A 26387-nucleotide genomic window follows, 5' to 3' on the forward strand; every position below is an offset into this window, starting at 1 on the left:
GAGAGGCTATCTCAGGTGATGCACCACCTGATTGCTGCTGCCGCGCCAGATTAGCGCCGGGTCTTTGAGATCCTGCACAAATTTGCCATCAACCAGCACGTTGATGAGATCCACCACCTGCATCTGCGCGTCGTTAAGTTCGTCCAGCTTGTAGCCGGTCCATACCCAGATATCTTTGCCGGGGCACTCGGCGCGAACGCGCTGCACCAGCTTAAGGATCTCCGGCACGTTCTGCGGGTGCAGCGGGTCGCCGCCGGAAAGCGTGATCCCCTGGCGCCTGATGCGCGTATCGTTGAGGTCAGCAATGATGCGGTCGGCGATCTCGGCGGTAAACGGCATGCCGGAGTTCAGCCGCCAGGTGCTTTTGTTGTAGCAGCCGGGGCACTCGTGAACGCAGCCGGAAACGAACAGGGTGCAGCGGGTGCCCGGACCGTTAACAATATCTACCGGGTAGTACTGATGGTAATTCATTTTTCGCTTCTCAATTAACGCCATAGCCGCGTTGGCTGCGCTCGCTCACCCCAGTCACGTACTTAATGTACGCTCCCGGGGATTCCCTCGTTTACCGCCTTGCTCTGACGCTAATTGCTTTGCGAAACGGAGGGGCTGTGCATTTGTAAAGGGAACAGCTCCCGGCGTCGCTGCGCTCGGCCGGGCTACGAAAAGCCGCATACGCGGTTGTGGCCCGGATAAGGCGCTTTGCGCCGCGATCCGGGAACGGCTCCTTAGTGGCCAAACGGCTACGGGGCCGGCCCCCTCTCCCCGTTGGGGAGAGGGGGAGGGGCTAAACCACCTGGAATTAACCGATCTGCCCGTTGCCCAGATGCTTCACGCGGCGCTTCACTTCTTCCTGCTTGCCGGCGTTGAACGGGCGGGCGTCCGGGCTTCCGAGATAACCGCATACCCGGCGGGTTACCGACACGCGAGAGGCATCGTGGTTGCCGCATTTCGGGCAGGTGAAGCCTTTGCTGGTACACTCGAACTCACCGGTAAAACCGCACTCGTAGCACTCATCGATAGGCGTATTGGTCCCGTAATAGGGCACGTGCTGATAGCTATAATCCCACACGTCTTCCAGCGCCCGCAGGTTGTGCTGAATATTCGGGTACTCGCCGTAGCAAATAAAGCCCCCGTTAGCCAGTGGCGGGTAAGGCGCTTCAAAATCGATTTTATCGTACGGGTTCACCTTCTTCTCCACATCGAGGTGGAAGCTGTTGGTGTAATACCCTTTGTCGGTGACGCCTTCGATTACGCCGAACTCAGCGGTGTCCAGACGGCAGAAGCGGTCGCAGAGATTTTCGCTCGGCGTGCTGTACAGGCTAAAGCCGTAGCCGGTCTCGTCTTTCCACTGGTCTACCGCTTCGCGCAGACGCTGAACGATGGCGACGCCTTTTTCACGCAGCGCTTCGCTATCGTACATTGGCTTATTGCCGAACAGCGCGTTGATGGTTTCATGGATACCGATATAGCCAAGAGAAATCGACGCGCGGCCGTTTTTGAAAATCTCCGAAACGTCGTCATCCGCTTTCAGGCGCACGCCGCAGGCCCCTTCCATATACAGAATCGGCGCAACGCGAGCCTTCACTCCTTCCAGACGGGCGATGCGGGTCATCAGCGCTTTACGCGCCAGCTGCAGACGCTCATCCAGAAGTTTCCAGAACACAGCTTCGTCGCCGCGGGCTTCCAGGGCAATACGCGGCAGGTTGAGGCTGATAACGCCGAGGTTGTTGCGGCCATCGTGCACCTGTTCGCCGTCCTCGTTTTCCCACACGCCGAGGAAGCTGCGGCAGCCCATCGGGGTTTTGAACGAGCCGGTCACCTTCACGACCTGATCGTAGTTGAGGATATCCGGATACATGCGCTTGCTCGCGCACTCCAGCGCCAGCTGTTTAATGTCGTAGTTCGCGTCGCCAAACTTATGGTTCAGGCCGTCGCGAATGGCGAAGACCAGCTTGGGGAACACCGCCGTTTTGCGATTTTTACCTAGTCCCGCGATGCGATTGCGCAGAATGGACTGCTGAATCAGACGCGATTCCCAGCTGGTACCGAGGCCGAAACCGAAGGTGACGAACGGCGTCTGACCGTTGGCGGTATGCAGGGTGTTCACTTCATATTCCAGCGACTGGAAGGCGTCGTAGCACTCTTTCTCGGTGCGGGAACGGGCATAACCTTCGGCGTCGGGGATTTGCCACTCTTCGGCAATTTTACGGTGCTTATTGAAGCTTTCGGTAACAAACGGCGCCAGCACTTCATCGATGCGGTTGATGGTCGTGCCGCCATAAATATGGCTGGCGACCTGCGCGATAATCTGCGCCGTTACCGCGGTGGCGGTAGAGATGGACTTCGGCGGCTCAATCTCGGCGTTGCCCATTTTAAAACCCTGCGTCAGCATGCCTTTAAGATCGATCAGCATGCAGTTGAACATCGGGAAGAATGGCGAATAGTCGAGATCGTGATAGTGGATCAGGCCGCGCTCGTGCGCCATCACTACGTCATGCGGCAGCAGGTGCTGACGCGCATAGTGTTTAGCCACGATACCCGCCAGCAGATCGCGCTGGGTAGGAATGACTTTACTGTCTTTGTTGGCGTTCTCGTTGAGTAACGCCGAGTTGGTCTGCTCAACCAGGCCGCGAATTTCCTGGTTCAGACGACCGCGTTTTTCACGTTGGCTATCGCGGTCGTGGCGATATTCAATGTAGGCACGCGCCAGCTGCTTGTAAGGGCCGGACATCAGCTGATTCTCAACGGCGGTCTGGATCTCGTTGATATCAACCTGGGTGCGGCCCTGCATTTGCTGGCTAACGACTTCTGCGACGGTGGCGCAATAGTCTGCGTCATCGACTCCCGCTGCTTTAGCTGCACGTAGAATTGCTTCATTAATGCGCTCTGACTTGAACGGCACTTTACAGCCATCGCGTTTCATCACATGCGGTGTCATGATCACTCCATACTTTTTATAGAACAGGTTATCCACAGAGGCGGAAGGTTAACCGAAGTCCCGGGGCGCTATAGCTGCCGCCGTTTCCCTCCGATCCCGGCCCTTTTTATCCACATCCCATCACCGCCCGGGTACGATGGGTTGTGGTGACATAATAGACTATTAATACAATATGTGGGGCCGGGGCGCATTTTAAGTTCTATATGTAGTGCTTTGCATCAAAGATGTTTGCAATTTTATTGATGCAGAACAAAGTAAAAAGAGGAGAGCAGGAATGATGGGCGCTTGCGCTTAATGTAAATTTATCCGCTTATAAAATAAGCAAAAATGGGGCCTGAACGCAGGAAATTCAGGCCCGATAGGGATAACGTCAGGCGAGCAGCGCGTCGTTAAGCAGGTCGACCAGCAGCAGCAGGGCGTAGCGGGCGGCTTGTGCATTCTCGGGCAGGGGCAGCAGCGCGGAGGCCATATTGCTTAATGAATGGTCGGCGGGAGTGAGGGCGAAAATTGTCGCTTCTTGTACCCGGGCCAGCAGGGTCGCGCCCTGCAAAATCGCATCGGCCTCGCCGGTTGCCAGCACCAGCAGAAGATGATCGTCACTAAGGGTACTGGCTATCATGCGCATCAGGGCGCTGTCCTGGCAGAGATTCATCACGATCCCGATGGAGAGCAACTGGTGCTGGAGCAGCGTGGCCAGCGCAATATCCTGTGCGCCAAGGGCGAAACAGTGTACGGCGCGGGCATTTTGCAGACGCGTGCGCAGCTTTTGCAGCGTAGATTCGGGGGTGCTTACCAGCTGTTGTTCCAGACTTGTGCTAATCAGGCTTAATTTGTCGCGCCACGCGGCGGGCAGCGCGGCGCTCTCTTCGTTTAGCCAACCGGTGCGCCGTTCGCAAGCCTGCGCCAGCTGCTTACGCAAATCACGAATATCCTCGCAGCCTACGGAGCGGGCAAAGCGGGTAATCGTGGCTGCGCTCACGCCAGCGCGCGCCGCCAGTTCATCAATCGAGGCGCTGGCGGTAAAACTTAAATTCTGCAGAATAAATGCCGCGACCTTCGATTCCTGAGCGCTTAAGCGAGTCATGCCTTCCTGTAACTGTCCTACGATATCCATGCTTTCAGCCTCTCTCTGCCACCGCCAGATTGAAAATATTTTTCAAATAATGATGGCTTTTTATACCACTTAATCACGCGTAATGCCTGGGATTATTGCTGGTTCTGCTTTTTATGGGCAATTATAAGGGTGAAAAATAACGCCTCGATCACGTATATGAAAAAAATTTTCATATGGCCTTCTTCTGTACCCGCACCTCGCCCTATAGTCGATGGTGCCTGTTTAGCACTCGCTCAAGCAAAACCCATGGGGGGGAATTATGCCACGTATTGTCCTGTGCTGCGCCGCCGGAATGTCCACCAGCATGCTGGTTAACAAAATGAAAGCCGAGGCGCAACAGCGCGCGCTGGCGCTGGAGATTTACGCTGTACCCGTCGCCGAGTTTGAGCGCGAGTTGCCCAATGCCGACGTGATTTTGCTGGGGCCGCAGGTGAAATATGAAGCGGCCCGGTTGACGGAGCTTGCTGCCCCGCACGGAAAAGCCGTGGCGGTGATCGACATGGCGGATTACGGCATGATGCGCGGGGCCGCCGTACTGGATAAAGCGCTCGCTCTGCTGAACCACTAACGCTATCCCATCAACGCGTTCATTTCGCAAAGCCACTGCGGCCTTGCGCGGGGATCTGTACGCCAAAAATGAGGCCACTATGCAAGCATTGAAAATAGCTGTAATCGGCGGCGGCAGCAGCTATACGCCGGAACTTATCGAAGGCATCATCCTTCGCCATCAGCAGATTCCGGTCACGGAGCTGGCGCTGGTCGATGTTGACGCCGGGCGCGAGAAAGTGGCGATTATCGCCGCGCTGACCCAGCGTATGTTTAAGCGCCATGGCCTCGAACAGGTTAAGGTCAGCGTGCATTTCAGCCTGGATGAGGCCATTCGCGGCGCTAAATTTGTGCTGACTCAGCTGCGGGTTGGTCAGCTGGCGGCGCGGGCGGCGGATGAGCGTCTGGGGCTGAAGTATCAGTTGCTGGGCCAGGAAACTACCGGCGTCGGCGGATTTGCCAAAGCGCTGCGCACTATTCCGGTGATTTTACAGGTTGCCCGCAAGGTGGAAGCGCTGGCGCCCGATGCCTTTATCCTCAATTTTACCAATCCGGCCGGGATTGTGACGGAAGCGGTGAGTCGCTACAGCAGCGCCAAAATCATCGGCCTGTGCAACGTGCCCATCAATATGCAGCATATGATTGCCGGAATGCTGGTCGCAAAAGAAGAGGAGGTTCGGCTGAGCTTCGCCGGGCTGAATCATATGGTCTGGGTACACAAGGTGATGCAGGGGCGGGAAGAGGTGACCAGCAAGGTCATCGACATGCTGTGTGACGGTCAATCGCTCTCGATGAACAATATTCAATCGCTGCCGTGGCCGGCGGAGTTTCTGCGGGCCCTGAAGGCGATCCCCTGTCCCTATCATCGCTATTACTGGCTGACGCCGGCGATGCTGGCGGAAGAGATTGAAGCGGCAAAAACCAAAGGCACCCGCGCAGAGCAGGTGATGAAGGTGGAACAGGAGCTGTTTGATATCTATGCCCGGCCAGATCTGGATGAAAAGCCCGAACAGCTGAGCTTCCGCGGCGGTGCGTACTACTCCGAAGTGGCGGTGGAGCTGATTAACGCCATCTACAACAATCTTGGCAAGGAGATGGTCGTCAACACCCGCAACAACGGCGCGATTCACGGCTTCGATGATGATGCGGTGGTGGAAATTAACAGCATTATTGACGCGCAGGGCGCACGACCGCTGGCCTTTGGCGCGCTGCCGCCGATCATGAACGGACTGACGCAACAGGTGAAAGCCTTCGAGCGCTTGACGATTGAGGCCGCGGTCCACGGCTGCCGGGATAGCGCGCTGCTGGCGCTGGTGAGTAACCCGCTGGTCGGGAATGTGACCGATGCCCGGGCGCTGCTTGATGAGGTGTTAACCATCAACCGCCCCTGGTTAACGCAGTTTAACTAAACTTTTCCGCCTTCGGGGATACCACTATGTCTCGTACTTCATTTATTGAACGCTATGTCATGCCCGCCGCGCTGAAAATCGGCGGGCAGAAGCATGTCCTGTCGGTACGTGACGGCATTATCCTTAATATGCCGTTTATGCTGATCGGTTCGTTTTTCCTGATATTCGCTTATCTGCCGATCCCTGGTTACGGTGAGCTGATGGCCAGCGTGTTTGGCGATGCCTGGCGCGATAAGATGCTGTACCCGGTCAAAGCGACCTATGACATCATGGCGCTGCTCTCCGCCTTCGGCATTGCCTACCGGCTGGCGGAGAAATATCGCACCCTGGATCCGCTAAGCGCCGGGGCGATGTCGCTGGTGGCGTTTGTGATGACAATCCCCCAGGTGACGCTCTTTACGCCGGCAGACGGTTCAGCGGCGCAAATCGTCAAAGGCGTGCTGCCGGTGGGGATGATTGGCAGCCAGGGACTGTTTGTGGCGATTGTGATTTCGCTGCTCTCTACAGAGATTTATCGCCTGGTGGCCAGCCGTAATCTGGTGATCCGCATGCCGGACGGCGTACCGCCCGCGGTGGCGAAATCTTTTCTCGCCCTGATCCCCGGTTTCTGCGTGCTGGCCGTGGTGCTGGTGCTGCGCCTGATCGTTGAAGCTTCGCCGTTCGGCGATATCAATAGCATGATTACCACCCTTATCGGTATTCCCATGTCGCACGTCGGCGGTTCGCTGCCGGGGATGATTATCTCGGTGATCCTGATTGGTATCCTGTGGACCCTGGGGCTGCACGGCGACACCATTGTGCTGGTGTTTATTCGCCCGGTCTGGCTGTCGAATATGTCGGAAAACCTGGAAGCGTTTCAGAATGGACTGCCGATCCCGCATATCATTACCCAGCAGTTTTATGACCTGTGGATTGCGCCCGGCGGTACCGGTGCGCTGCTGGGGCTGGTGATTTTTATGCTGCTGCGCAGCCGTAGCCAGCAGATGAAACAGCTGGGGAAAATCGCCGCACCGGGGGCGCTGTTTAATATCAGCGAGCCGATGGTATTCGGCATTCCGCTGGTAATGAACCCGTACTTTTTCCTGCCGTTTATTTTGACGCCGGTCCTGCTGGTGATTGTCTCGTATACCGCGATGGCCACCGGGCTGGTAATGAAGCCGGCGGGGATTGCGCTACCGTTTACCACGCCTATTTTTATGAGCGGCTATCTGGCGACCGGAGGGCATATTTCCGGCGCGGTGCTGCAGGTGGTGAACCTGGCGATCTCGCTGGTGATCTACTATCCGTTCTTCCGGGTATGGGATCGCCTGAAGGCGAAAGAAGAGCAGGCGTCCGCGCAGCCGGAGGCCAGCGCGACGCTGTCGGCGGCTGACCGTATTTAAAGCGTATTCCCGGAGGCGGCGCTTGACGCGCCTGCCCGGGCTACCGGCCCGCAGACGGCTGTGAATCGGTAGCCCGGCTAAGCGTAGCGCAAGCCGGGGAGGGGGTTACGCCTGCAGCCACCATACCGCTTCAAACGGGCGCAGGGTCATATCGGCAGGGCGGTTCGCCACTTCCGCGTAGTTGCTCATGAGCGTCCGCCAGTCGCCGCTCATGGCTTCCGGCTGCCAGCGCTGGAACTCGCGGCTCAGGTTCGCCACGACGACCAGCGTTTGTCCCTGCCACTGACGGCGGTAGCACCACAGCGACGGATGTTCCGGCAGCAGGTCCTGGTAATCGCCCCAGGTCAGCACCGGCGTGCTCTTGCGCAGCGCAATCAGCTGCTGATAGGCATAAAACACGGATTCCGGGTCCGCCAGCGCTGCTTCGGCGTTAATCTCGCGATAGTTGTCGCACAGCGCAATCCACGGCTCGCCTGCGGTGAATCCGCCGTTTTCACCGCGGTTCCACTGCATGGGCGTGCGGCTGTTATCGCGCGATTTACTGGCCAGAATCGCCAACAGTTCATCCGCGTCCCGGCCCTGAGCCGCGCGTTCGATATACATGTTGTGGCTCTCAACGTCGCGATAATCGGTGATGCGCGTAAAGTGCGGATTAGTCATGCCAATCTCTTCGCCCTGATAAATATAGGGCGTGCCCTGCATGCCGTGCAGCACCATCGCCAGCATTTTCGCCGCCGGGACGCGGTATTCCCCTTCATCACCGAAACGGGAGACGATGCGCGGCTGATCGTGGTTACACCAGAACAGCGCATTCCAGGCGCGATTGTGCATTCCCTGCTGCCAGTGCCTGAACAGCGATTTCAACGCCACAAAATCCGGTCGCGCCAGCGTCCACTTCTCTCCGCCGGGGTAGTCCACCTTCAGATGGTGGAAGTTAAAGGTCATCGAGAGTTCGCTGCCGTCGAGCGCCGCATATTTTTGGCAATGTTCAAGCGTGGTGGAGGACATTTCGCCCACCGTCATCAGATTTCGCGGGGTGAAGACATCGCGGCTCATCTCCTGCAAAAATTCGTGCGCTCGCGGACCGTCGGTATAAAAGCGGCGGCCATCGCCAGCGGTATCGGACGGGAAGGACTGGTCTTTGGAGATAACATTGATAACGTCGAGGCGCAGGCCGTCGACGCCGCGATCGGCCCAGAATTCGCAGACTTTTTTCAGTTCCGCGCGCACCGCCGGATTTTCCCAGTTCAGATCCGCCTGCTCGACGGCGTACAGATGCAGATAGTACTGCTCGCTTTCGGCGTGCCACTGCCAGGCGTTGCCGCCAAACTTAGATTGCCAGTTGTTCGGCGGGGTGGTCGGCTCGCCGTCGCGCCAGATATAGAACTGGCGATACGGACTCTCTTTGCTGAGCGCTTCCCGGAACCAGGCATGCTCGGTCGAAGTGTGGTTCAACACCATATCCAGCACGATACGAATTCCTCGCGCCTTCGCCTGAGCCACCAGCTCGTCAAAATCGTCCAGCGTGCCGTAGGCGGGGTCGATAGCGGTATAGTTGGCCACATCGTAGCCGTTATCCACCTGCGGCGAGACGTAGAACGGCGTCAGCCAGATAGCGTCAACGCCAAGCTTTTGCAGATAGTCGAGGCGGGAGGTGACACCGCGCAGATCGCCGGTACCGGTGCCGGTCGTATCCTGGAAACTCTTCGGATAGATTTGATAAATAACGCCGTTTTGCCACCAGAGGGGAAGGGTATTCATATTGCGTTCCTGCTACAAAAAAGGGGGGCGACAGCGCGCCCCGAAAATAAGATGTCAGACAATCTGTAAGGTGCCCTGGCGGAATTTGCGTTGGTAAACGACCGTCGTCAGGACAATCGGCACAATCACGGCAATGGCCATCGCCAGTGCGTAAACCTGCCAGTAGGTGGGTTGAATAGAGAGAATGCCCGGCAGGCCACCGACGCCGATGCCGTTGGCCATCACACCGTTCAGTCCGCACAGCAGCCCGGCAAGACCGGAGCCGACCATCGCGCAAAGCATCGGGAAGCGATATTTCAGATTGATACCGTACATAGCGGGTTCCGTCACGCCGAGATAGGCGGAAATGGCGGCCGGAACGGAGATTTCGCGTTCGTTCTGTTTACGGCTGGCGATGATTATCCCCACCACTGCCGACGCCTGAGCGATGTTGGACAACGCAATCAGCGGCCATACCGGCGTACCGCCCATGCTTTGAATCATCTGCATATCGATGGCGAGCGTGGTCTGATGGACTCCGGTGATCACCAGCGGGGCGTACAGGAAGCCGAACAGCGCGGCGCCAATCGGCGCAAAGCTGCCGGTTAACAGATGACGCACGGCCCAGGCCACGCCGTCGCCAATCATGCGGCCAACCGGTCCGATAAAGGCGTGCGCGAGGAAGACCGCCAGGATCAGCGAACAGACCGGCACGATCACCAGGTAAAGATAGTCAGGCACGATGCGTTTCAACCGCGTTTCAATAAAGCCGAGCGCCAGCCCCGCCATCAAGGCCGGAATCACCTGCGCCTGGTAGCCGACTTTCTCAATCGTAAACAGGCCGAAGTTCCATACCTCCGGCACCTGCTGACCCAGCAGGTAGGCGTTCATCAACTGCGGAGAAACTAACGTAACGCCCAGCACGATGCCGAGGATCGGCGTGCCGCCTATTTTCTTTACCGCAGACCAGCAGATACCCACCGGCAGGTAGAAGAAGATCGCCTCGCCAATTAGCCACAGGAAGTCATAAAGGGTTTTCAGCGACGGATGCATCTGCGCCAGCGTCTGGCCGTTGCTCATTGGCAGATCGCCGATCACGTTGCGGAAGCCTAAGATCAGGCCGCCGCTGATCAGCGCAGGTAGCAGCGGGAAGAAGATCTCCGCGAAATGTGAAATGAGCTGTTCATGCCACTTCATATTCTGGCGTGCGGCTTTTTTGGCCTGCTCTTTATCCGCGCTGGCCTGGCCGGTGGTCGCCAGTAGCGCTTTATAGTAGTCGCCAACCTCGGTACCGATCACCACCTGGAACTGACCGGCGTTGGTAAAGCAGCCCTTCACCATGCGTAGTTGTTCAATTTCTTTCGGTTTGGCAATGGCTGGATTATTCAGCACAAAGCGCAAACGGGTAATACAGTGGCTGACGGTGGCGATATTATCGCGTCCGCCCACCAGTTCGATAAGTTTATCGATGTCCTGCTGATTTACTTTACTCATGATGAGGCCTCATGACCGAGGGGAGAGGTTGCATTTAACTTGCAGCGGATCCTACTCGCTCCGTTTGAATTGCAAAATGGGAACGTTCCCGAAACGCAGCGAAGATCACATAAATCGTTAAGACTGGCTTAATTCAGTACGGCGGGAATGACGATTTGACGAGGCTCTCGACTGCCGGCGATCTGCTCGATCAGCTGCTTAGCCGCCTGGCGTCCGGACTCGGCGTAGCCGGGATCGACGGTCAGGATCTCCGGGTGGAGAAACTTCATCAGCGGCGTGCTGCCGACGCTGGCAAGCTGGAGATGATCGATACCCTGTTGCTGGAGATATTTGCTGGCCCCCAGCGCGAGGGTGTCGGTGGCGCAGACCAGCGCGCTGGTTTCAGCCGACAGCAGGCAGGCGACGTTTTCGTAGCCCTGCTTCATGCCCAGGCCTGGCAGCGCGGCAAGGGGCGAGAGGTGCTTTTGACGGCAGAAATCGAGGTAGGCCTGGTGGCGGCGCTGCCCGGTGGTGACGTCGCTGTGCGGAACGCCGAGGAAGCTAATGTGGCGATGCCCGCGATCGTACAGGCGCTGCATCAGCATCCTGATCGACCCTTCATCGTCATAGCACACGGAGGCGATGCCCGGCGCGTCGCGGGCCAGCAGCACCAGCGTCTCCCGCCACGGGGTGAGCATCTCTTCATGGATGCCGGTAAAACCAAACAGCACCACGCCGTCGATATTGCGCCGGGCGAGCATGCCGAGATGCTCCTCTACCAGCGCCGGGGAGAACTGGCTTTCCATCATAATCGGATCGTAGCCCTGCTCGTAAAAGGCGGGCAGCATGGTCTGGACGGCAAGGTTTTCCGACAATGAATCCAGACGCGTGACGATAATCGCCACCACTTTGTCGCTCTGGCCGCGCATCGCCCTGGCAGAACGAGAGGGTGAAAAACCGTGCTGCTGCATCACCGCTTCGACTCGCACGCGAGTACGTTCGCTAACGCCGCTTTCGTTATTAAGCACGCGCGATACCGTCGATTTCCCGACGCCGCTTAAGCGCGCGATATCTTTGATGGTCAGCCGGTTTTGCATGCAGGGTTCTCGTTGTAGTCCGCTTAAAGTGAGCCTAATGCTACTCAACGAAACCACAATGAGCAAAGTCTGGTTTACGTCTGGTTTAGTTGCCGGGGGGTATCATCGCCATAATAGCCACAAATAGATTATCGGTGACGTTATAATTCGCGCCGTTTGTATTCATTTACCGGAGATTTTATGGACCCCGATCCCACTCCTCATCCTCGATGGAGCTACCACTTTTTCCGGTAAATCTGCTTAGCGCTGCTTTACCGGAAGCGTAAAGCAGCGATGTCTTTGATGTCCCTGCCATAAAAATAACATGCCTGACAGGTAAGGTTGACTTGCGCCTGTCGTTAGCGCTGCGTTCGCTCGTGCGAGCGCGGAGGGACCGTTTATGTTGAAAAATTTTACCCGCCAGCTGTTCGCCCAGCTTGGCCGCCATTTACCGCATCGTTTAGTCCAGCGCGATCCGCTTCCTGATGCCCGCAATATGGCGAGCGCGCCGATCCCCGATTCTCTTGGCAAGCAGTGCCTGAACGTCGCGGCAATGGATGAGAACGAAATCTGGCGCGCTTTCGCCAGCCATCCGGAAGGGCTCAATGCAGGCGAAGTGGCGCAGAAAATCGCCCGGTATGGCGAAAACCAGATCCCGGCGCAGAAGCCGTCACCCTGGTGGGTGCATCTGTGGAGCTGCTATCGCAATCCCTTCAACCTGCTGTTGACCGTCCTGGGTATCGTCTCCTACTCGACGGAAGATCTGTTTGCCGCGGCGGTCATCGCCCTGATGGTGGGGATCTCCACGCTGCTGAACTTTATCCAGGAAGCCCGCTCGACCAAAGCGGCGGACGCCCTGAAGGCGATGGTCAGCAATACCGCGAAGGTACTGCGGGTGGTGAATGAGCAGGGTGAAAGCCGCTGGTGCGAGCTGCCCATCGACCAGCTGGTGCCGGGGGATATCGTTAAGCTATCGGCGGGAGACATGATCCCCGCAGATCTGCGCGTTATTCAGGCGCGCGATCTGTTTGTCGCCCAGGCGTCGTTGACCGGTGAATCGCTGCCGGTTGAAAAAGTCGCCCGTACCCGCGACCCGCTGCAGACGAACCCGCTGGAGTGCGACACTCTGTGCTTTATGGGCACCAACGTGGTGAGCGGTTCGGCGCAGGCGATTGTTTTCGCCACCGGCGGCGGTACCTGGTTTGGTCAACTGGCTGGCCGCGTTAGCGAGCAGGAAAGCGAGCCGAACGCCTTTCAGAAAGGGATCAGCCGGGTCAGCATGCTGCTGATCCGCTTTATGCTGGTGATGACGCCGGTTGTGCTGCTGATTAACGGCTATACCAAAGGCGACTGGTGGGAAGCGGCGCTGTTCGCGCTCTCCGTCGCGGTGGGTCTGACCCCGGAAATGCTGCCGATGATCGTCACCTCGACCCTGGCGCGCGGGGCGGTGAAGCTGTCGAAACAGAAAGTGATCGTCAAGCACCTCGACGCGATACAGAACTTTGGCGCGATGGACATTCTGTGCACCGATAAAACCGGTACCCTGACGCAGGATAAAATCGTGCTGGAGAACCACACCGATGTCTCCGGCAAGGTGAGCGAACGCGTGCTGCATACGGCCTGGCTGAACAGCCACTATCAGACCGGACTGAAGAATCTGCTCGATACCGCAGTGCTGGAAGGCGTTGAACAGGAGTCGGCGCGCGGGCTGGCGGAACGCTGGCAGAAAGTGGATGAGATCCCGTTCGATTTTGAGCGTCGCCGCATGTCGGTGGTGGTGCAGGAGCAGAGCAACGTTCATCAACTGATCTGCAAAGGGGCGCTGCAGGAGATCCTCAACGTCTCGACCCAGGTGCGCTATAACGGCGACATCGTACCGCTGGACGACACCATGCTGCGGCGCATCCGTCGGGTGACCGACAGCCTCAATCGTCAGGGATTGCGCGTGGTGGCGGTGGCGACGAAGTATCTGCCCGCCCGCGAAGGCGACTACCAGCGCGCGGATGAATCCGACCTGATCCTTGAAGGCTATATCGCTTTCCTGGACCCGCCGAAAGAGACCACAGCCCCGGCGCTGAAAGCGCTGAAGGCCAGTGGTATTACGGTCAAAATCCTGACCGGAGACAGCGAGCTGGTGGCGGCCAAAGTCTGCCACGAAGTAGGTCTGGATGCGGGGGATGTGGTGATCGGCAGCCAGGTTGAAGCGCTGAGCGATGATGAACTGGCCGAGCTGGCAAAACGTACCACCCTGTTTGCGCGCCTGGCGCCGTTGCACAAAGAGCGTATCGTGACTCTGCTGAAACGCGAAGGACACGTGGTGGGATTTATGGGCGACGGCATTAACGACGCCCCGGCGCTGCGCGCGGCGGATATCGGTATTTCCGTCGACGGCGCCGTGGACATTGCTCGTGAAGCGGCGGATATCATCCTGCTGGAGAAGAGCCTGATGGTACTGGAAGAGGGGGTTATTGAAGGCCGCCGGACCTTCGCTAATATGCTCAAATACATCAAAATGACCGCCAGCTCCAACTTCGGCAACGTGTTCAGCGTGCTGGTGGCCAGCGCCTTCCTGCCGTTCCTGCCGATGCTGCCGCTGCATCTGCTGATCCAGAATCTGCTGTACGATGTCTCCCAGGTCGCCATTCCGTTTGATAACGTTGACGATGAGCAGATCCGTAAACCGCAGCGCTGGAACCCGGCGGATCTCGGGCGCTTTATGGTCTTCTTTGGGCCGATCAGTTCGATATTCGATATTCTGACGTTCTGCCTGATGTGGTGGGTATTCCACGCCAATACGCCGGAACATCAGACCCTGTTCCAGTCCGGCTGGTTTGTGGTGGGCCTGCTGTCGCAGACGCTGATCGTGCATATGATCCGCACGCGGCGGATCCCCTTTATCCAGAGCCGTGCGGCCTGGCCGCTGATCGTGATGACGCTGCTGGTCATGGTGGTTGGGGTAGCGCTGCCGTTCTCGCCGCTGGCGGGGTATCTACAGCTTCAGGCGCTGCCGTTAAGCTACTTCCCGTGGCTGATTGCTATCCTGGCGGGCTATATGACCCTGACCCAAATGGTTAAGGGCTTTTACAGCCGTCGCTACGGCTGGCAGTGAGCGAGGCGCTTTAAGAGCAGAAACAACAAAGGCAGCCACGGGCTGCCTTTGTTCATACTGTCTATGATTAGCGGCGAATGGCGATCGCTTCAATCTCAATCTTCACGTCTTTCGGCAGACGCGCCACTTCCACGCAGGAGCGCGCCGGGAAGGTGGCATTGTGCTCGGTGAAGAAGGCTTCATACGCAGCGTTAACGGTTGCGAAATCGTTGAGGTCTTTCACGAAAACGGTGGTTTTAACGATATCGCCCACTTTCAGGCCCGCGGCTTCGACGATAGCTTTCACGTTCTCCAGCGACTGACGCGCCTGAGCCGCAACCTCTTCAGGCACGCTGCCGGTTTTCGGGTCTACCGGGATCTGCCCGGAAGTGATGATCATGTTACCCAGATCAACGCCCTGAACGTACGGGCCGATGGCTGCTGGCGCATTTTCCGTCGCGATAGTTTTAGACATGAGTTCTCCTGAAATATTTAAATGTAATCAGTCTGGCGTGGGCCATTATAAAGAGTGCTGGCTGCTTTATCATTAAGCAGGCCGCATTTTGCGAAGGAGAAAAGCGGATAACGCAGGGCGCTATCCGCATAAGGCGTGAGCCGCCGGGAGAAATTATTGGGCGACTTCGGTCCAGGCCATCGCCCAGTCAGAGCCAACCCCCGGCTCGTACTGGCTGGCGTGTTGGCTCCACTGTACGCAGTAGCCGCTGTAGGGGAACGGACGACATTGGTACACTTTGCCATTTTTAGGCTGCATGACCTTCGTCCCCGCCGTATAGCTTTTCAGGTTATCCGGGAAGGTATAATCGTAGTTTCCCGCAGGCGCTGGCGTTGGTTCGCTCTTCTCTTCCAGCATCAGGTTGATCACACCCTGGCTGATGATGGCGCCCTGCGCATTACTGGCTGAGTAGCGCAGCATATGATGGCCTGCCTGAACGTTGGTCAGTGGAATCGATAACGGCAGAGAGCGATTATCTATCGTTTGCTGGAGACTCCCTTTCTCTGCACCCGCATGATCGCTGACGACGGCGATGAGATGCATTTCGCCTTTGGCCGCGGCGTTGAAAGTCACCGTTGCTTTGCCGTTTTCGATGGGGGTTACGGCGACGTTGCTGAGGCTCAGGGATTCTTTTGCGGTATCGTCCGCTTGCGAATCGCTATAACTCAGCGTGACGCTTTGCAACGCGCTGCCTTGCGGCGCATACACCTGGTTAACGCCATAGATGGGATTAATGTTGCCACTGCCGTCTTTTACTCCGGCACGCAGGCTATCATGGTGTGCGGTATTAATGACTTCCGCCAAATCGTAAGACCATTGGCTGGATTTCCCTTGCGCTTCGCTGGCAATAGTCAATTCCGTTTGCAGCGAATGAACCTCTCCGCTGGTATTAAAGAAATGGGCAATGACTTTATCACCAGCATGAAGATCTTTTCCGCTCAGCTGACCGGTAAGCTGCGTTGTCCAGAGGGAACCGTTCTCAGCGTCATCGCCGGTACCGCCAAAATCGACGTCAATGGCCTGATAAAAACTATTTGCCGTATCGGCGATTTCCCAGACTGCATAAATAACCTGATAACCGGTACGCTCTGGCACATTACATGAGTGGGTGACCTCAATAGCCGGCGTCATGCCGTTACCGTCAATTTGACAGAAGGGCTTACTTTCAAAATCGCTGCGCGTCAGCGGCTTATTTTGGTCCCAGTTCTGTTTGGTTATGTAATAACGCCAGTTGGTGGTTCTATGGGGAGCAGAATGGTGCCAGATGAAGTTATTTTCCCCGCTCTTTATTGCGCTTTTAGCCCAGCGAGTCGGGCTCTGGCTATCAAGCTGCGAGAAGTTGGCTTTACCCGCGCTGGCCAGTTGACCGTCCGGCGGCATTGCGCCTTCAGGAAAACCGCTCGCTTGCTCAACGCTTTGCGGCTCCCACTGTACTGAACCGCAGTCGCTGTTTTTGCCTGTATTACATTGATAGGCTCGACTGGGCGGAAACGCCACGTAGCCATGAGCCAACGCCGAGGAGGTAAATAATAATGTGGCGGTATATATCGATAATTTCTTCAGTTGCATAATTCATCCAGTGAACAATGATTAATTATTGGAAAGCGTTTATGCAGTGTATAAAGCGAAAAATACCGGAGCAATATCGATGATATTTAATGATGAATATAAATAATGACTCATTTTAGCAATGAGGTGAGACGATCGTAAATGATAATAAACTGAGATAGAGTGATGCCTTTTCAAACGAACATTGAAATGGCCGCCGCGCGTTTAATGTATATGATGCTTTCAGGAACAGGCCCCTTTTCGGGGCTGCTCCTGATGACGCTAATAAATTTAGTTTGCCAGCACGACATGATGTGAAAATTCTTTTTCACAGTATTTGCACTTCAGCGCGATATCGTTTTCACGTTTCTTCACCGCAAAGCTGGAGGACACCGGCTCGGCGTGGCTGATGCAGTTGCTGTTCGGGCATACCAGCACGTTATTGATACGGTCCGGCAGATTCGGTCGGGATTTACCAACGACTTCATACTCATCAATGCGGTTCACCGTGGCCTGAGGCGCATACAGGGAGAGCTGGTTGACCTGCTCATCGGTCAGGAAGGTGTTCTCAATTTTGATTAAATCCTTACGGCCCATTTCGCCTGACGGCAGGTTCAGGCCGATGGTGATGCGCTGATCCGTTTCGGTTAGTTTGAACAGCGTCAGCAGCTTAAAACCGACCTGCGCCGGGATATGGTCGATAACGGTGCCACGTTTGATGGCTTCTACCTGTAATTTATTGTCGTGTGTCATCTTTATTTCCCCTTACAGTGCCAGATCGCTATTCAGTACCAGCGCCAGTAACGCCTGGCGCGCGAAGATGCCGTTGCCCGCCTGCTGGAAGTACCAGGCGTGCGGCGTTTTATCAACATCGGTGGTAATTTCGTCAATGCGCGGCAGCGGATGCAGCACCTTCATATTCTCACGGGCGCCTTCCAGGTCGGCGGCGCGCAGAACAAACTGCGCCTTGACGTTGGCATATTCTGACGGGTCGAGACGCTCTTTCTGTACGCGAGTCATATACAGAATGTCCACCTCTTCCATCACCTCTTCAATCGCGTTATGCAGGCTCCAGGCAATGCCTTTTTCGTCGAGCATATCGAGAATGTACTGCGGCATGGCCAGCGCGTCCGGCGCGATAAAGTAGAAGCGATTGCCGTTAAATTTCGCCAGCGCCTGCGTCAGGGAGTGGACGGTACGGCCATACTTCAGGTCGCCGACCATCGCCACGTTAAGATTTTCCAGACGGCCCTGCGTCTCCTGAATGGTGAAGAGATCGAGCAGGGTCTGCGTCGGATGCTGGTTAGCGCCATCGCCGGCGTTGAGTACCGGAATACCGCCGGAGAACTCGGTCGCCAGGCGCGCCGCGCCTTCCTGCGGGTGGCGCATCACGATAGCATCGACGTAGGTGCTGATGACCGAGATGGTGTCGGCCAGGGTTTCGCCTTTTTTGCCCAGCGAGGTGTTGCTGCTGTCTGAGAAACCGACCACGCTGGCGCCCAGGCGGTGCATGGCGGTTTCAAAAGACAGGCGTGTGCGGGTCGACGCTTCAAAAAAGCAGCTGGCAATCACTTTATGCTTGAGCAGCTCCGGCTGTGGATTTGCTTTCAGTTTTGCAGCGGTCGCCAGTACCAGTTCAAGGTCTTCGCGGCTGAGATCGTTTATGGAAATGATATGTTTTTGGAATAGCGGGTTAGCCATGTTTATCTCCTGACGCCTGGGCAAAAAAAAAGCCCCTTAAATAAGGGGCTTTACGAATACGGATGCAACGGAAAGGAAAAACGGCAGGCCAGCGTCTGTTCTCAGACGCGGTAAGACGCGATGTCGTACACACTGAACCATAATTCCTCCCGGCAAAACGGGTGGCATTATACGCAGCTCATTTTTCGGATCAAGCGATTAATCCACAAACAGGTAAACGTTTGCCTGGGTAATCATGCGTTAACGCAAAAAACCCGTAAAAAGTGGTGGTATGGCAGTCAGAAGGGGGGTATAAAACCTGAAAATGAAAAGCTGTTTTACATTTGAGGTTACTATGATCGTTGGAAATATTCACCATCTGCAAAGCGGATTGCCGGAGCCTCTGCGCAAAGCTATTGAATACGTGAAAGCCCATGTCACCGACGCGACGCCGCTGGGTAAACATGATATTGACGGTAACAACCTGTTTTATCTCATTTCTGAAGATACTACCGAGCCGATGGCCGACCGCCGCGCCGAGTATCACGCCCGCTACCTGGACATCCAGATTGTATTGAAAGGTCAGGAGGGCATGACCTTTAGCGTTCTCCCTGCCGGCGCGCCGGATACCGACTGGCTGGCGGATAAAGACATCGCTTTCCTGGCTGAAGGGGCGCAGGAAAAAACCGTGATTCTCAGCGAAGGCGACTTTGTCGTGTTCTATCCCGGCGAAGTGCATAAGCCGCTATGCGCGGTTGGCGCACCGGCGAAGGTGCGCAAAGCGGTTGTGAAGATGCTGATGGTTTAGTTGACGAGCGTATTTTTACCCAAGGCTAGCAATTGTCGTCTTGTGACCATTGTTAGCCTTTGTTTTTTCTAGCTATTCCCAATTTTTTACTTCTTATTCCCTCTCATTTGATGCTTCAGCCAAATGCTCATACCGCGCGCATTGTGCAAATTTTGATGGCGATCTCATTAATACGTTATATAACGTATTAATGTTGTTTCCGTTAATTTGAACAATCAATAGTGAGATGTGGAGTTATTACTATATGAATACTAAAGAAATAATTAATGCCGTTGCGAAAGAGATAGAAGATAAAGGCGGAATCCGCCAGGTGTTCCTTGTGGCCTGCGGCGGGTCATTAGTGGATATGTATCCGGCTAAATACTTTCTTGATAGCGAGGCGACAACGCTTCATGTAGGCATGTATACCGCCAATGAGTTTGTCTACGCGACGCCAAAAACGTTGGGGGTGAATTCGCTGGTTATCGTCTGTTCGCACGGGGGCAACACGCCAGAATCCGTCGCTGCGGCTAAGCTTGCACAGCAGCATCAAGCGCATACTATTACGCTGACTCACAACGCTCAGGCACAGCTGATCGAATACGCCAGCCACAACATTCTCTATGCCTGGGGTAACGATACTAATGTGGTCGATAATCCGATGGCGATTATCCTCAATCTGTGCGTTGATACGCTGCAGCAGGTTGAAGGTTTCGATAATTACGCTGATTTCCAACAGGGAATGGCCCAAATTAACGGCGTCATTGCTCATGGCCGTCAGCAGGTTGCGGATCGCTGCCAGCGTTTTGCCCAAAAATATCAGGATGAAAAACTCTTCTATATCCTCTCCAGCGGAGCTTCTTACGGCCATGCTTATGGTTTTGCTATCTGCTCACTAATGGAAATGCAATGGCTACATGCCGCACCTATTCACTCCGGTGAGTACTTCCACGGGCCTTTCGAAGTTACGGATAAAGAGACGCCGTTTATTTTATTAATGAACGAAGGCCGTACGCGGGCGATGGATGAGCGAGCTTTGGTCTTCCTCACCAAGTATGCAGAGAAAGTGGAAGTCGTTGATGCTAAAGAACTGGGCATCGGGGTTCTCCCTCCGTCAGTCGTGGAGTTTTTCAACCCGGTGCTGTTTTACAGCATCATGTGTGAATATCGTTCTGCGCTTGCCGACATTCGTCAGCATCCATTGGATACCCGCCGCTATATGGGGCTGGTGGAATACTAAGGGGAATTATGATGAATGTGATTGGAATTGGCGATAACGTCGTCGATAAATACGCCCATACTCAGACCATGTATCCCGGTGGAAATGCGTTGAACTTTGCCGCTTATGCGGCCATGTTGGGACACAATGCGGCCTATCTGGGGATTTTTGGTAATGATGCCGCTGCGGAGCACGTTATGCAGGTGCTGGATAAAGTTGGCGTCAAGTGGCCCCACTGTCTGCAGGTGGCCGGGGAGAACGGCTGTGCGCAGCTGAAAATCGAAGAGGGAGAACGGATATTTCTTGGTTCGAACGCCGGGGGGATTCGTAAGACAACTTCGATGGATTTTATTTTTCAGCATGAGCAATACCTGCGTGAGTTTGATCTGATCCATAGCGGTTGTTACAGCTACATGGAGACGCAATTACCTCAGTTACGCAAGCTCAACATTCCTGTCTCTTTCGATTTTTCAGATGACTTTGTACTGGAGCAGGCGCTGCTGCTGTGCCGCTACGTCGACTTCGCATTCTTCTCATGCGCTGACTACAGCCTGGCGCAAACGCGTGAAATTGTGCAACAGGCGCAGGCCAGCGGGAGTCGCATTGTCTGCGCGACGCGTGGGGATGAAGGCGCGATTTTATTTGACGGGCAGGATTGGTATCAGCAGGCGCCCGATTACGTCACTCCAGTCGATACAATGGGCGCAGGTGATGCATTTATTACCGCTTTCGTTTGCCATTTTCTGGCCCAACCTACGGGTAACAAGCGCGAAGCGATTACCAATAGCCTGCAAAAAGCAGCAGCTTTCTCGGCACAAATTTGCCTGAAAGAAGGGGCGTTTGGCTACGGGGCTCACTACTAACCTATAACGCCCTCTCTCATTTTTCCGTACTGATTTCCGTCCGCTTGCCGGGCGGAAACGGGGATTCGTGCGCTTTTTCCGTGAGGAAAGAATTATGCATAGTGAAGCTGCTGATTTGATTTTACGTTCTGATGCTATTTTTACTGCTGCCAGAAATGAGCTATTTAGCGGATATGTCGTCATTAAAAATGGCGCTATCGCGGCGATGATAGCGAATGGGGAAGATATTCAACCCTGGAGAGGTGAAAGTACTCGCTTTATCGAACTTGGCGATCGCCTGATTTGTCCGGGATTTTGCGATAATCACACGTTTTTTACCGGCTATATGAGCATGCGGCGTGGCGTCGATCTCCATGCCGCCCGCGACAGTAATCATGCTCTTGAACTACTACAGGCTGCAGAAAATCTTCTCCCTGAGGGGAAAAGCCTCTATGGCTGGGGCTGGTCTGTTGCCCGTTGGGGAGCGGTGCCTGATGCCAGGTTACTGGATGACGCTTTCCCGCAGAGGCCGGTTGTCGCCATTAACGATGACAAAAGCTATTGCTGGATGAACCGTGCCGCCGTGGAGCTTTATGGCTTTACCGCTGAAGAGTGCAGCGCGGAGGCGAGAATCGCATTATTGGATGAGATGCTGGCTGATACCGCACAGTTAAAAAAAGAAATGCGGGCATTTATGACCCGACTTGCCGGACAGGGAATCACGGCGATAAAAGACGTTTGTTTCAACGATGCGCCGCGGTTGATGAATGCCTGGGATGAACTGGAAAAAGAGGATGCGCTGTCGCTGAGGGTGAGCATTGTTTCTCAGCCCGTATCTGCGCCTGTCGATCTTGCTTTCGGTGAACAGGCCCGACGCCGCTTTCATTCGCCATGGCTGCGGTTTCATGGTTTTAAATTTATGGTCGATGGCGTTATTGCCGATCATACCGGCGATATGATTTACCCCTATGCCGATCGTCCCGGCACGAACAATGAAAGGCCCGTTGACTATGATGCCCTGCGCCAGCAGGTTTTGCTGGCTGATGCTCGTGGATTCAACTGCTGTATGAATGCGGAGGGCGATGCCGCAATTCGCCGCTGTATAGATATTTTTGCCGAATGCCGTCAGCGTCACCCGCAGAGTGTGATCAGACATTCTCTGAGCGATCTGGAATGCCCGCATCCAAACGATATTCCCAGAATGGCTGAGCTCGGCCTCTTTGCCGAAGTTTATGCACAAATTCTGCTCCTTAACCCCTGCGAAGCCGAAGCCTATATGCGCGAACGCTATGGAGAAGAGCGCGAAGCGCAATTCTACGATTATGCCGCACTATTCGGGGCTGGCGTAACGGTCACTATTGGTACCGATCTGCCCCTGTTTATTCCTTCTGTTCCTGACGCGATGTATGCCGCCTGCTGTCGCCAGTTCCCTGATGGTTCACCCGTGAATGGCTGGTACCGCGAACGCGGAATGACACGACAGCAGCTCTTAACGGCCTGGACGTTGAATAGTGCTCGACATCACGGCATGGAAGATATGACCGGTAGCCTTGAGCCGGAGAAACGTGCGGATATCGCGGTTTTTGACCGTAATTTGTTGAGCTGCCCGAATGATGAGTTACGGACTTCCACCGTTGTACTGACCCTGGTGGATGGCCGTATTACCCATGACCTTCTGTGACTCTAAAAATGCCGAATGACGGCGAACATAATATAAACATCTTACCGAGGCGGATTATGCGTATTGCAAAAATAACGTGGGCGATGCCACACTGCTACGCTCTGATTTTCTTCATTATTATATTAGTAGCGCTGCTGACATGGTGTATTCCCAGCGGCAGTTTTGATTATCACTCAGTGACTTTACCCGGCGGTGAAACGAAAACATTAGTGATCCCGGGGTCTTATCATCTGCTGGAAAAAGTCAGCAGCGAGGGCGATTTACGTCAGGGTATTGCCGCCGTACTGGCCGCGCCGATGGAGGGAATTATCAAGGCCGCCGACGTAGTGGCGTTTGTACTCATTGTTGGTGGTGCTTTTGGCGTTATTTTACGTACTGGCGCTATTGAGCGGGGGCTGGTGGCGCTGGCTGAACGTCTGGCTGGTAAAGGGATTCTGGTTATCCCTATCGCAATGACCTTGTTTAGCCTGGGGGGCGCAACTTTTGGTATGAGCGAGGAGGTGATCCCTCTTTATGCGATCTTTATATCCCTCATGTTCGCGCTGGGTTATGACTCAATGACCGCGATCCTGATTCTTTTTCTGGGAACCCAGATTGGCTATGTTGGCGCAATGACCAATCCGTTCTCTGTACTCATTGCCCAGGGCGTAGCGGGTATTCAGGGAAATCCGCAGCTTTGGCTGCGTGCCATCGCATGGCTGGTCTTCACATTGCTGGCGATGACTTACACCATGTGGTACGCACATCGTGTTAAACGCACTCCACAAAAGTCGCCGGTATATGAGAATGATTGCCGCAACCGTGAGCAGTTTTTGTCGATACAGGATACGTCGGTCCATTTTTCCATCGCCGATCGAGTGATTATCATCGCTTTTGTGCTGGCGCTGGCCATCATCTCATGGGGGTTAATCACGCGTGGCTGGTACATGGTTGAGATCGGCTCCGTGTTCCTGGCTCTGGGGCTGTTTTCTGGGATCGTCGGGCGCATGGGTATTAGCGGGATGGCCGACAGCTTTGTCGAAGGGTGTAAAGAGTTTGTTTACGCCGCCGTAGTGATAGGACTCGCGCGCGGTATTTTGGTGGTGGCGGATAACGGACGAATTATCGACACGTTGCTCTTTGGCTTGTCGGAAATGCTGGAAGGGTTGCCGCAGTACGCATTCACCACTCTGATGCTATTAGGGCATAACGTCATCACCTTTTTTGTCCCCTCCTCTTCGGGCGAGGCTGCGCTCACTATGCCCGTGCTGGCGCCTTTAGGCGATTTAGTGGGTATCAATAAAGAGGCGATGGTAATGGCTTATCAATTTGGCAATGGCCTGACGAACCTGGTCTCTCCTACCGGTGGTGTATTGCTGGCCGGGCTATCTATTGCGCGCATTGGATTTGGTCAGTGGTTAAAGGCGATTGCGCCGCTGTTTCCGGTGCTGTGGATAGTCAGCGCCGTGTTTGCTGCGATTTCGGCCTGGGTCTAAGGGATATGCGCGCCGTCGTAGTTTGATGGGCGCGCTTCGATTATAATCCTGCTTCGCATCAATGGCCGTGCTGGTACCTCTTTTATGTCGAATTTTGGACTGCAACAGAATACTTCCGTACCGTTATACAGGCAGCTTAAAGATAAAATCCTCAGCGATATCTCGTCCGGGAAACTCGCTGAAGGAGAGAAAATCCCCACCGAGATTGAGCTCAGCGAACTTTACAATATCAGCCGCATTACGGTGCGCAACGCAGTGAAAGAGCTGGTAGCCGAAGGCTATTTGGTGAAAAAGCAGGGGAAGGGGACTTTTGTCTGTCTGCCTAAAATTGAGCGTAAAGTTGTGCACCTGCTTAGCTTTACTGCCGCATGCGATGCTAACCATCTACCAACCCACAGCGTAGTGACTCGTCGTGAGATTCTGCCGGACTATCGTAATGCGCGTCAGCTTCTTGAGCTTGAGAGGGATGATTCCGTGCTTTATATCCAACGCCTCAGGATCGCTGGCGATGCGCCGTTAATGTTAGAGAATAATTACTACTCTCTGAAACGATTAGGATTTTTACAGCAGGAAGATCTCAGCGGGTCGCTTTATCAGCTATTGCGTGATAAATACGCGATCGTGCCTACCTATGCGGGTGAAACGACGGTAGAGATGGTGCGCGCGCATTCTGACAACGCACCGCTGCTGCAGCAACCGCCCGGCGAACCGTTATTCCTGATGAAAACGCTGATTCTGGATAGCCAGCATCAGCCTATTCACTATGGAGAACAGTATATTGTCGCCGAGCGTTACACGTTTAGTTTTTGATTTCAGTGGGAAAGCGTCGCAACCATCACCGCTTTGATGGTATGCATGCGGTTTTCCGCCTGATCGAAAACGATGCTCGCCGCGGATTCAAATACCTCGTCGGTCACTTCCATTCCGCCGTGCAGGCCGTACTCCGCCGCCATCTGTTTGCCGAGCGTGGTCTGGTCGTCGTGGAACGCGGGCAGACAGTGAAGGAACTTCACCTGTGGGTTGCCGGTCAGCGCCATCATCTCGCGGTTCACCTGATACCCGCGCAGCAGCGCGATACGCTCCGCCCACTTCTCTTTGGCTTCGCCCATCGATACCCAGACGTCGGTATAGATAAAGTCCGCGCCCTTCACGCCCGCAGCGATATCTTCAGTTAGCGTAATATTGCCGCCGTTTTTCTGCGCCAGCGTGCGGCACTGCGCAACCAGCTTCTCTTCCGGCCAGCAGGCCGTTGGCGCGACCAGACGCAGATCCAGCCCGGTCAACGCAGCGGCTTCAAGCATGGAGTTACCCATGTTATTCCGCGCGTCGCCAGCGTAGACCAGAGTCATCTCGTTAAAGGCTTTGCCCGGCAGGTGTTCCTGCATAGTCAGTAAATCCGCCAGCAGCTGGGTGGGGTGAAATTCGTTGGTCAGGCCGTTCCACACCGGAACGCCGGCATACTCGGCAAGGGTTTCCACCACTTCCTGGCCATGGCCGCGATATTGAATACCGTCATACATGCGCCCCAATACGCGAGCGGTGTCTTTAATCGACTCTTTGTGGCCAATCTGGCTGCCGCTTGGTCCGAGATAGGTGACGCGAGCGCCCTGGTCAAATGCGGCAACTTCGAAAGAGCATCGGGTGCGGGTAGAGTCTTTTTCGAAGATGAGCGCGATGTTTTTACCGGCGAGATGCTGAATTTCGATATTGTTTTTCTTATCAGCTTTAAGCCTGGCGGCCAGCTCAAGCAGAGCGGTGATTTCGGCGGGGGTAAAATCGAGCAACTTTAAAAAATGCTTCTGATAAAACGCGGACATGGTTCCCTCACGTGGCTCAAGCCATTTGTTGAATTAAAATTCACTTTATATGTATGAA

General features: G+C 55.1%; 22 protein-coding genes. 10 read left to right on the top strand and 12 right to left on the bottom strand.

Going from position 1 to position 26387, the window contains the following annotated elements:
* Positions 1-6 precede the first annotated feature (6 nt).
* The 3 genes from nrdG to ABLV12_RS04430 all read right to left on the bottom strand — a co-directional run bounded on the left by nrdG (position 7) and on the right by ABLV12_RS04430 (position 4052).
* Positions 7-471: an anaerobic ribonucleoside-triphosphate reductase-activating protein gene (gene nrdG / locus ABLV12_RS04420; protein WP_004108967.1), complete on the bottom strand. Its 465-nt coding sequence runs from the start codon at positions 469-471 to the stop codon at positions 7-9.
* A gap of 328 nt (positions 472-799) precedes the next feature.
* A complete protein-coding gene (nrdD, locus tag ABLV12_RS04425; protein WP_004108965.1) occupies positions 800-2938 on the bottom strand; it encodes an anaerobic ribonucleoside-triphosphate reductase in 2139 nt (712 codons plus the stop codon).
* Between the two features lie 370 nt (positions 2939-3308).
* Positions 3309-4052 (bottom strand): MurR/RpiR family transcriptional regulator, encoded by a 744-nt coding sequence (locus ABLV12_RS04430; protein WP_004108963.1) that lies wholly within the window; start codon positions 4050-4052, stop codon positions 3309-3311.
* 259 nt (positions 4053-4311) lie between these two features.
* Here ABLV12_RS04430 and ABLV12_RS04435 point away from each other — a divergent pair, with 259 nt between their 5' ends.
* From ABLV12_RS04435 to celB, 3 genes are all read left to right on the top strand, one after another.
* Complete coding sequence (locus tag ABLV12_RS04435; protein ID WP_016809334.1) at positions 4312-4620, top strand: PTS sugar transporter subunit IIB; 309 nt, start codon at positions 4312-4314, stop codon at positions 4618-4620.
* 79 nt (positions 4621-4699) lie between these two features.
* On the top strand, positions 4700-6007 hold the full coding sequence (locus ABLV12_RS04440; protein WP_160886380.1) for a 6-phospho-beta-glucosidase: 1308 nt from the start codon (positions 4700-4702) through the stop codon (positions 6005-6007).
* A 26-nt stretch (positions 6008-6033) separates the two neighbouring features.
* Complete coding sequence (celB, locus tag ABLV12_RS04445) at positions 6034-7389, top strand: PTS cellobiose transporter subunit IIC (protein ID WP_348866804.1); 1356 nt, start codon at positions 6034-6036, stop codon at positions 7387-7389.
* 105 nt (positions 7390-7494) lie between these two features.
* Here celB and treC read toward each other — a convergent pair whose 3' ends face one another.
* The 3 genes from treC to treR form a co-directional block, all read right to left on the bottom strand.
* On the bottom strand, positions 7495-9150 hold the full coding sequence (gene treC, locus ABLV12_RS04450; RefSeq protein ID WP_049593792.1) for an alpha,alpha-phosphotrehalase: 1656 nt from the start codon (positions 9148-9150) through the stop codon (positions 7495-7497).
* Positions 9151-9204: 54 nt separating this feature from the next.
* The gene (gene treB / locus ABLV12_RS04455; protein WP_004108948.1) at positions 9205-10623 is read right to left on the bottom strand and encodes a PTS trehalose transporter subunit IIBC; all 1419 of its coding nucleotides are present in this window, start codon (positions 10621-10623) and stop codon (positions 9205-9207) included.
* A gap of 128 nt (positions 10624-10751) precedes the next feature.
* Positions 10752-11699 carry a trehalose operon repressor TreR gene (treR, locus tag ABLV12_RS04460; protein WP_004117529.1) on the bottom strand — a complete coding sequence of 316 codons (948 nt, stop codon included), beginning with the start codon at positions 11697-11699 and terminating at the stop codon, positions 10752-10754.
* A gap of 379 nt (positions 11700-12078) precedes the next feature.
* Here treR and mgtA point away from each other — a divergent pair, with 379 nt between their 5' ends.
* A complete protein-coding gene (gene mgtA / locus ABLV12_RS04465) occupies positions 12079-14787 on the top strand; it encodes a magnesium-translocating P-type ATPase (protein WP_348866805.1) in 2709 nt (902 codons plus the stop codon).
* A 67-nt stretch (positions 14788-14854) separates the two neighbouring features.
* Here mgtA and ridA read toward each other — a convergent pair whose 3' ends face one another.
* The 5 genes from ridA to ABLV12_RS04490 form a co-directional block, all read right to left on the bottom strand.
* Positions 14855-15241 (bottom strand): 2-iminobutanoate/2-iminopropanoate deaminase, encoded by a 387-nt coding sequence (gene ridA, locus ABLV12_RS04470; RefSeq protein WP_023320223.1) that lies wholly within the window; start codon positions 15239-15241, stop codon positions 14855-14857.
* Positions 15242-15394: 153 nt separating this feature from the next.
* The gene (gene gbpA / locus ABLV12_RS04475; protein WP_348866806.1) at positions 15395-16849 is read right to left on the bottom strand and encodes an N-acetylglucosamine-binding protein GbpA; all 1455 of its coding nucleotides are present in this window, start codon (positions 16847-16849) and stop codon (positions 15395-15397) included.
* Between the two features lie 270 nt (positions 16850-17119).
* On the bottom strand, positions 17120-17581 hold the full coding sequence (gene pyrI / locus ABLV12_RS04480; RefSeq protein WP_004098115.1) for an aspartate carbamoyltransferase regulatory subunit: 462 nt from the start codon (positions 17579-17581) through the stop codon (positions 17120-17122).
* A 12-nt stretch (positions 17582-17593) separates the two neighbouring features.
* Positions 17594-18529 (bottom strand): aspartate carbamoyltransferase, encoded by a 936-nt coding sequence (gene pyrB, locus ABLV12_RS04485; protein ID WP_004108911.1) that lies wholly within the window; start codon positions 18527-18529, stop codon positions 17594-17596.
* 36 nt (positions 18530-18565) lie between these two features.
* Entirely contained in the window at positions 18566-18670 is a 105-nt protein-coding gene (locus tag ABLV12_RS04490; protein ID WP_077260121.1) for a pyrBI operon leader peptide, read from the bottom strand.
* Positions 18671-18863: 193 nt separating this feature from the next.
* On the opposite strand from ABLV12_RS04490, the gene ABLV12_RS04495 reads away from it, so the two are divergent.
* From ABLV12_RS04495 to ABLV12_RS04520, 6 genes are all read left to right on the top strand, one after another.
* Positions 18864-19316, top strand: coding sequence for a YhcH/YjgK/YiaL family protein (locus ABLV12_RS04495; RefSeq protein ID WP_049593892.1), 453 nt, complete (start codon positions 18864-18866; stop codon positions 19314-19316).
* Between the two features lie 244 nt (positions 19317-19560).
* Positions 19561-20535, top strand: coding sequence for an SIS domain-containing protein (locus ABLV12_RS04500; protein ID WP_004108909.1), 975 nt, complete (start codon positions 19561-19563; stop codon positions 20533-20535).
* 11 nt (positions 20536-20546) lie between these two features.
* Positions 20547-21377, top strand: coding sequence for a PfkB family carbohydrate kinase (locus ABLV12_RS04505; protein ID WP_348866874.1), 831 nt, complete (start codon positions 20547-20549; stop codon positions 21375-21377).
* Positions 21378-21471: 94 nt separating this feature from the next.
* Entirely contained in the window at positions 21472-23037 is a 1566-nt protein-coding gene (locus ABLV12_RS04510; protein ID WP_348866808.1) for an amidohydrolase family protein, read from the top strand.
* Positions 23038-23093: 56 nt separating this feature from the next.
* Positions 23094-24512 (top strand): YfcC family protein, encoded by a 1419-nt coding sequence (locus tag ABLV12_RS04515; RefSeq protein WP_348866809.1) that lies wholly within the window; start codon positions 23094-23096, stop codon positions 24510-24512.
* Between the two features lie 84 nt (positions 24513-24596).
* Positions 24597-25322 (top strand): GntR family transcriptional regulator, encoded by a 726-nt coding sequence (locus tag ABLV12_RS04520; RefSeq protein WP_001727696.1) that lies wholly within the window; start codon positions 24597-24599, stop codon positions 25320-25322.
* Between the two features lie 2 nt (positions 25323-25324).
* On the opposite strand, the gene argF is transcribed toward ABLV12_RS04520, so the two are convergent.
* Complete coding sequence (argF, locus tag ABLV12_RS04525; protein WP_004108896.1) at positions 25325-26329, bottom strand: ornithine carbamoyltransferase; 1005 nt, start codon at positions 26327-26329, stop codon at positions 25325-25327.
* Positions 26330-26387: the final 58 nt, after the last annotated feature.

Source organism: Klebsiella sp. CN_Kp100 (assembly GCF_040065315.1).
GTDB lineage: Bacteria > Pseudomonadota > Gammaproteobacteria > Enterobacterales > Enterobacteriaceae > Klebsiella > Klebsiella oxytoca.